The following is a 7,372-nucleotide window of genomic DNA, read 5'->3' on the forward strand; positions in this document are numbered from 1 at the left end:
GAATCGGTCCTATTTTTCAATCGCCCTCTAAAGTTTAGCGGACAGTAATAATTTTAATTACATATCGGCGGTATAAACGCATGTTTTAGCAGTTTTTTACGATTTATTGGTGGTTTTTCGCAAAACCGCGACAGTATCCCGGTCGTTTCTATACTTACAATGACTTTAATTGTTCGACGATTACCTTGTCATGATCTCTAACTACTAAAACTTTTAATTATGGAAACCAAAGCTAAAAAGAGCACTCCTCCCAAAAACGAGGATACCAAAGCAAAGGCGGAAACTAAGAAGAAAGATGTAGCTGAATCGAAAGCTGACACTAAGACAACCGCCAAAGTAACCGCCGAGGACAACAATAGCGGCAGTGAATTCCGCGAGTTTTTCATCGACGAGCTGAAAGATATCCTGTGGGCCGAGAAAGCTCTGCTCAAGGCGTTGCCAAAGATGCGCAAGGCATCCACAGGCAAAGAGCTTGCCGACTCGTTCGACGCCCATCTGTCAGAGACCGAGGAACAGATCTCGATTCTCGAACAAGTGTTCGAACTCATGGGCGAGAAGCCAAAGACAAAGAAATGTGACGCCATGGAGGGACTCATCTCGGAGACTGAAAGTATAATTTCCGACACCGAGAAAGGGACGGCCATACGCGACGCAGGCCTCATTCTCGCCGCGCAGAAGGTAGAGCACTATGAAATCGCCACTTACGGCACACTCGCAGCCTTCGCCGATGCCATGCAGGAACCCAAGATAGCAAAGCTTCTGCGCTCCATACTCCGCGACGAGAAGAAGTCCGACAAGACTCTTACCATTCTGGCCCTGGAGTCGGTAAACGAAGAGGCTTCCGAAGAATAACAGGTTGTTCAAAAACACCCCCAAGAGCCTGCTAAAAGCATGGCCTAATCATCTACCCTAACAGCGGTGTGTCGAAAAATTGGCACACCGCTGTTTTGTACACCGATACTCCTCCCCGCATGTCTGAAGAGTCAGACCTGTCTGACCTGTCTGACTCGTCTGACCCATTCCCATCCGTCAGTGAATTTTGGCCCGGCCTCATCCGGAGGGCGCAATGGTTGTATAAAAATACATAAAATCCATGCATATTTGAAATAATGTTGCTAAATTTGCGCTTGTATATGTCGCCCCCTAACCGGTCGGCGGCGAAAACCTATCATCGGAAAGTTATGAACAAGCGTAAGACCCGACTCCAGGCCATCCTGGAAATACTTACCAACAATGTCATAGGAAGCCAGGAGGAACTGTCGCGCCTGTTGGCCGCACGCGGCTTCGTTGTCACCCAGGCTACATTGTCGCGCGACCTCAAAGCCCTGCGCACCACCAAGGTGGCCACCGACATGGGCGGCTACCGCTATGTGGTGATGCAGCCCGGAGAAGTCCCCGTCGATGAAGTATGGGAGGCTGTCCCCTCGACAGCCCAGTCAGGCACACACCATGCCGTAGAATCGATAGCGCTCGCAGGCAACATACTCGTGATTAAGACACGCACAGGCTACGCCTCGGGGCTTGCATACGACATCGACCAGCTCGACTCACAATACCTCCTAGGCACTATTTCAGGGGCAGACACCGTGATAGCCGTGGTCAACGACCGGTACCCGCGCCCCGAACTGCTGGAATACTTCCGGGGCTTCTTCCCCGACAGCGTGCTCGAGAAGGCACGCGACCAGTTCTTATGATTTCACAAACATTTATGTTCTAAGACATACGTTAATTAGATGTTAGAACCTGTCAACACTTCAATCGACCCCTCGAAAATCCGGGTACTCGTCGCTTCCGACGAACACGTGGGATATGTAGAGGAGATTCTCGACACCATCAACCGTGCCGCCAAGGTGCGCGGCACAGGCATCGCGAAGCGCTCGCCGGAATACGTGCGCCAGAAGATGCTCGAACGCAAGGCTGTGATAGCCCTCTACGAAGGACGCTTTGCCGGCTTCAGCTATATCGAATGCTGGAGCAACAAGCAGTTTGTTGCCAACTCCGGCCTGATCGTGGCCGACGATTTTCGTGGCCTCGGCCTCGCCACCCGCATAAAGCGACGAATTTTCCGCCTCTCACGCGAGATGTTCCCCCAGGCAAAGATATTTTCCCTGACCACCGGGGCCGCCGTCATGAAGATGAACTTCGAGCTGGGCTACCGTCCCGTCACGTTCGACCAGCTTACCACCGACACAGCTTTCTGGCGCGGATGCGAGAGTTGCGTCAACTTCGACATCCTGCAGCGCAACGGCGGACACAAATGTCTCTGTGTAGGACTCCTTTATGATCCCGCCGAGACAAAATACCACCCCAACGACCCGCTGACCGGAACAGCCGACACCGCCGACAATCCCGACGCTGAGTAAGCCCCGGAAGCAACCGCAAAACGCAGGCGCCCGCAAAGCGCGCAACCCTGCAAATCAACAGAATCAAAAATCCTTTCCCACATATGGACACCACAAACGCCAAGAAAAAAGTAGTGCTCGCCTTCAGCGGCGGCCTCGATACGTCATTCGCCGTCAAATACCTGTCAGCCGACTGCGGCTACGAAGTATATACAGCCATAGCCAACACCGGAGGCTTCTCCCCTGAAGAGCTTAAAGCCATCGAGCAGCGCGCCCTCGCCCTCGGCGCAAAGGAGCACGCCACGCTCGACATCACGCAGGAGTACTACGACAAGTCGATCAGGTACATGATCTACGGCAACGTGCTCCGCAACGGCACATACCCCATATCCGTAAGCTCCGAACGCATCTTCCAGGCCATCGCCATCATCGAATACGCCAAGAAGGTAGGCGCACACGCCGTAGCCCACGGCTCGACAAGCGCCGGCAACGACCAAATACGCTTCGACCTCACCTTCGAGATCCTTGCACCTGAAATCGAGATCATAACCCCCACCCGCGACATGAACCTTACCCGCGAGTATGAGATCAACTACCTCAAGGAGCATGGCTATGTGGCCGACTTCAAGAAGCTCGAATACTCCATCAACAAGGGACTGTGGGGCACATCCATCGGCGGCAAGGAGACACTCCACAGCAACCAGACACTCCCGGAGGAGGCATACCCCACACAGATGACCGCCACCGCGCCCGCGCAGATCACCATCGACTTCAACCAAGGCCAGATCGAGGCCGTCAACGGCGAGTATTTCGCCGACAAGGTTGCCGCCATACAGAAAATCGAGGAGCTTGTGGCCCCCTATGCCCTGGGACGCGACATGCACGTGGGCGATACCATCATCGGCATAAAGGGGCGCGTGGGCTTCGAGGCAGGCGCGCCTATGGTGATACTCGGCGCACACAAGGTGCTTGAGAAGCACACCCTCACCAAGTGGCAGCAGTATTGGAAGGACCAGCTCGGCACATGGTACGGCATGTTCCTCCACGAGGCACAGTATCTCGAACCGGTGATGCGCGACATCGAGCGCTTCCTCGAATCGTCGCAGCGCAACGTCACCGGACGTGTCATCGTCGACCTCAAGCCCTACCACTTCGTGGTGGTCGGAGTGGAGAGCGACTTCGACCTGATGAAAACCGACTTCGGCGAATACGGCGAGCTTTCCAAGGCATGGACCGCCGACGACGTGAAGGGATTCACCAAGATTCTCGGCAACCAGATGAAAATATACCACAACGTGCAGACACGCAACGGAAAGGAGCGTGAGGCATGATACGCGCAGGCATAATAGGCGGAGCAGGCTACACCGCAGGCGAGCTGCTGCGCCTGCTCGTCCATCATCCCGACGTGGAGATAGCCTGGATAAACAGTTCATCGAATGCCGGCAATCCCGTAACCGCCGTCCATCAGGGCCTTATCGGGGAGATCGACATGGCCTTCTGTTCCGACAATCCACTCGACAAGATCGACGTGCTCTTCTGCTGCACGCCACATGGCGACACCCGCAAGTTCATGGAGAGCCACGATGTCCCCGACGAGCTGCGCATTGTCGACCTCTCAACCGATTACCGTATCGAGGACGGCACGCACGACTTCGTCTACGGACTGCCCGAGCTTAACCGCAAACGCATCGTGCGCGGAGCCAGGCGCGTGGCCAATCCGGGATGCTTCGCCACGGCCATACAGCTCGCCCTCCTCCCCCTGGCCAAGAACCTTATGCTCAACTCCACGATCCACGTCACGGCCATCACAGGCTCGACAGGCGCGGGAGTAAAGCCATCTCCTACGAGCCACTACTCATGGCGCAATGACAACGTGTCGATCTACAAGCCGTTCCGCCACCAGCACCTCGCCGAGATACGCCAGTCGCTCTCGCAGCTACAGCAGAGCTTCAAGGCCGACATCGACTTCATCCCAGTGCGCGGATGCTTTTCGCGTGGCATAATGGCCATCGCCTACCTCGACTGCCCCGTGAGCCTCGACCAGGTGAAGAAACTCTACGAGGAGTACTACGATGACCACAACTTCACATTCCTGACCGACAAGGCCCCCGACCTCAAGGATGTGGTCAATACCAACAAGTGCATCATCCACCTCGACAAGGTCGACAACAAACTCCTCATCACCTCGGTCATCGACAACCTCGTGAAGGGGGCATCCGGACAGGCCGTACACAACATGAACCTTCTCTTCGGGCTGCACGAGCGCATCGGCCTGCAACTGAAGCCATCCGCATTCTAACCCCGACACCATCATGAATCTTTTCGACGTATATCCTCTCTTCGACATAGAAATCACAAAAGGCCGCGGATGCCATGTCTATTCCGCCGACGGCACCGAATATCTCGACCTCTACGGAGGCCATGCGGTGGTGTCGGTGGGCCATTGCCACCCAGTGGTGGTAAAGGCCATCGAGCGCCAGGCCTCGCAGCTGATGTTCTACTCCAACTCGGTCATCAACCTCTTTCAGCAGCAGCTTGCCGACAGGCTCGGACGCGTCAGCGGCTACGACGACTATGCGCTCTTCCTCGTCAACTCCGGAGCCGAGGCCAACGAGAATGCATTGAAACTCGCTTCGTTCCACACGGGGCGCAAGCGTGTAATCGCTTTCCGCCGGGCATTCCATGGGCGCACCTCCGCCGCTGTCGAGGTCACCGACAACCCTAAGATCATATCGCCGCTAAACGCCAACAACAACGTCACGTTCCTGCCGCTCAACGACATGGATGCCGTCTGCAATGAACTTTCCAAAGATGATGTCGCCGCCGTGATCGTCGAAGGCATACAGGGAGTAGGCGGCATACGCATCCCCGACGAGGCGTTCCTCCGCGTGGTGCGCGAGGAATGTGACCGCCACGGCACAGTGCTCATCCTCGACGAGATACAGTCGGGCTACGGACGCTCGGGCCGCTTCTTCGCCCACCAGTACAGCGGCATACGCCCCGACCTCATCACATGCGCCAAAGGCATCGCCAACGGCTTCCCGATGGGCGCAGTGCTGATATCCCCGAAGTTCAAGCCCTCCTACGGCATGCTCGGCACCACATTCGGCGGCAACCACCTGGCATGCGCCACCGCCATCGCCGTGCTCGACATCATCGAGGAGGAGCGGCTGGTGGAGAACGCGGCCAAGGTCGGAGAGCATCTGATCGAGCGCCTGAAGGCCATCCCCGCCATCGCGGAAGTGCGCGGCGAAGGCCTGATGATAGGGATAGAGATGCCATTCGAGACCAAGGAGCTGCGCCGGCGACTCATCTACGACGAGCATGTGTTCACAGGCGCGGCGTCGACCAACATCATACGTCTGCTCCCGCCGCTCACCCTCACGATGGCGCAGGCCGACGATTTCATCGACCGCTTCACCCGCGCATTGACCTCGCTGTAAGAAGCTTTTCTAACCGACAGTTCCTCCAGAATCATGAAGATAGGAATAATAGGCGGCGGCAACATGGGATCGGCCATCGCCGCCGGCCTCGTAGCCTCGGGACATGCAGCCCCCGCCGACATCACCGTCACCTCGCCGCGACGTGCCACGCTCGACAGCATTGCCGCCGCATGCCCGGGTATAACCACCGACACCGACAACGTAGCGGCGTTGCGCGGCACCGACATCATCATCCTCGCCGTGAAGCCATGGATGGTACAGCCCGTACTCGAAGAGGCAGCCCCGCGCATCGACTTCCGCTCGCAGACACTCGTGAGCCTCGCAGCCACGGTATCGCTCGCCGACATCGACAACATCCTCCGCAACTACTCCACGCGGCGCACCGTCGTGCGCGCCATCCCCAACACCGCCATGGCCGTGGGTAGCAGCATGACATTCATCTGCCATGCACCCGACACCCCGGCGGAAGGCGTAAGGCCGGTGGTCGACCTCTTCAACAGCCTCGGCACCGCCGCCGTCATCCCCGAGTCGCAGCTCGGCGCGGCGATGGCCTTGTGCTCGTGCGGCATAGCCTACGTGATGCGCTTCGTGCGCGCCGCCACCGAAGGGTCGGTGGAGCTTGGCCTCTACCCCGACCGCGCGAAGGAATGGTTCCTACAGACCATGCGCGGGGCAGTGGAACTGCTTGAGTCCACCGGGGCAAACCCCGAGACGGAAATCGACAAAGTGACGACACCGGGCGGACTCACCATACGCGGGCTGAACGCTATGGAGGAAAGGGGGTTCACCCCGGCGGTGGTCAACGCCCTGAGAGCATCCGTAAAGCAATGACCGCGCCATGGGAGTCAACAAGGTAATCCTTCTGGGAAATGTAGGCGTCGACCCCACGATACGCTACGTGGAGACACGCCCTGTGGCGACATTCACACTCGCCACCACCGAGCGCGCCTACACCACCGCCTCCGGGGCGCAGATTCCCGAGCGCACCGAGTGGCACCGCATCGTCATGTGGGACGGCGCCGCCGAGACCGCCGAAAAATATATCCGCAAGGGCACACGCCTTTACATCGAGGGGAAGCTGCGCACGCGCGTATGGGAGGACCGCAACACCATCAAGCGCAACGTCACCGAGATCGTGGTCGACACCTTCGAGCTCCTCTCCCCACCGCGCCAAGCCTGACCAGGGTATTCCATAACTGCAATTATAAGAGGTTGTTTAAAAACAACCTCTTAAACACCCTCTAAAATGGAAAGCGACTGCTATCGACAGCAGCCGCATTCCTCTTCGTTAAACAGTGTGTGTGTGTTCTATGAATCTAAATTACCAATTAATCTTTTCTTTAAGTACCAATCGTTTATATATGAAGGATAGATTTCAAGTGAAGTGATTGTTGCTGTTTTTCACTATAATTCACTTATGAATAGTTAAAAAACGCTTCATATAATACACACTTGAACACAGGAAATTACGGAATCCCCCCACCCCATTTTCAACATTTTTTAACATCATTCTGAAATACCTGCACTCCACCCCCCGAAAAACCCTTGCTCCACCGCCACCTCTCGCCTCCGTCCCACCCGTAGGGA

At 56.6% G+C, this 7,372-nt stretch carries 7 protein-coding genes and 1 pseudogene; all 8 read left to right on the top strand.

All coding sequences use genetic code 11. The features are described from left to right. The first annotated feature begins 219 nt into the window (after positions 1 to 219). Entirely contained in the window at positions 220 to 852 is a 633-nt protein-coding gene (locus QZ303_RS10455) for a ferritin-like domain-containing protein (protein ID WP_295732512.1), read from the top strand. A 329-nt stretch (positions 853 to 1,181) separates the two neighbouring features. Then, positions 1,182 to 1,694 carry an ArgR family transcriptional regulator gene (locus QZ303_RS10460; protein ID WP_295732513.1) on the top strand — a complete coding sequence of 171 codons (513 nt, stop codon included), beginning with the start codon at positions 1,182 to 1,184 and terminating at the stop codon, positions 1,692 to 1,694. Between the two features lie 39 nt (positions 1,695 to 1,733). Beyond that, positions 1,734 to 2,363: a GNAT family N-acetyltransferase gene (locus QZ303_RS10465; RefSeq protein WP_295732515.1), complete on the top strand. Its 630-nt coding sequence runs from the start codon at positions 1,734 to 1,736 to the stop codon at positions 2,361 to 2,363. A gap of 83 nt (positions 2,364 to 2,446) precedes the next feature. Continuing rightward, positions 2,447 to 3,673, top strand: a complete 1,227-nt coding sequence (locus QZ303_RS10470; protein WP_295732517.1) for an argininosuccinate synthase domain-containing protein — start codon at positions 2,447 to 2,449, stop codon at positions 3,671 to 3,673. Then, positions 3,670 to 4,641, top strand: coding sequence for an N-acetyl-gamma-glutamyl-phosphate reductase (gene argC, locus QZ303_RS10475; protein WP_295732519.1), 972 nt, complete (start codon positions 3,670 to 3,672; stop codon positions 4,639 to 4,641). Before QZ303_RS10470 ends, argC begins: the two co-directional genes overlap by 4 nt. Positions 4,642 to 4,654: 13 nt before the next feature. Then, the gene (locus tag QZ303_RS10480) at positions 4,655 to 5,785 is read left to right on the top strand and encodes an aminotransferase class III-fold pyridoxal phosphate-dependent enzyme (RefSeq protein WP_295732521.1); all 1,131 of its coding nucleotides are present in this window, start codon (positions 4,655 to 4,657) and stop codon (positions 5,783 to 5,785) included. A gap of 33 nt (positions 5,786 to 5,818) precedes the next feature. After that, positions 5,819 to 6,616, top strand: a complete 798-nt coding sequence (proC, locus tag QZ303_RS10485; RefSeq protein ID WP_295732523.1) for a pyrroline-5-carboxylate reductase — start codon at positions 5,819 to 5,821, stop codon at positions 6,614 to 6,616. Positions 6,617 to 6,623: 7 nt separating this feature from the next. Further along, a pseudogene (ssb, locus tag QZ303_RS10490) lies at positions 6,624 to 6,950 on the top strand (single-stranded DNA-binding protein); the annotation flags it as partial. Positions 6,951 to 7,372: the final 422 nt, after the last annotated feature.

The sequence above is a fragment of the uncultured Muribaculum sp. genome (genome assembly GCF_910583865.1).
In the GTDB taxonomy this organism is placed as follows: Bacteria; Bacteroidota; Bacteroidia; order Bacteroidales; family Muribaculaceae; genus Muribaculum.

Bases quoted from the DNA above. Each gene is read 5' to 3' on its own strand.
- QZ303_RS10455 (WP_295732512.1), top strand. From the start codon at position 220: ATGGAAACCAAAGCTAAAAAGAGCACTCCTCCCAAAAACGAGGATACC.
- QZ303_RS10460 (WP_295732513.1), top strand. From the start codon at position 1,182: ATGAACAAGCGTAAGACCCGACTCCAGGCCATCCTGGAAATACTTACC.
- QZ303_RS10465 (WP_295732515.1), top strand. From the start codon at position 1,734: ATGTTAGAACCTGTCAACACTTCAATCGACCCCTCGAAAATCCGGGTA.
- QZ303_RS10470 (WP_295732517.1), top strand. From the start codon at position 2,447: ATGGACACCACAAACGCCAAGAAAAAAGTAGTGCTCGCCTTCAGCGGC.
- argC (WP_295732519.1), top strand. From the start codon at position 3,670: ATGATACGCGCAGGCATAATAGGCGGAGCAGGCTACACCGCAGGCGAG.
- QZ303_RS10480 (WP_295732521.1), top strand. From the start codon at position 4,655: ATGAATCTTTTCGACGTATATCCTCTCTTCGACATAGAAATCACAAAA.
- proC (WP_295732523.1), top strand. From the start codon at position 5,819: ATGAAGATAGGAATAATAGGCGGCGGCAACATGGGATCGGCCATCGCC.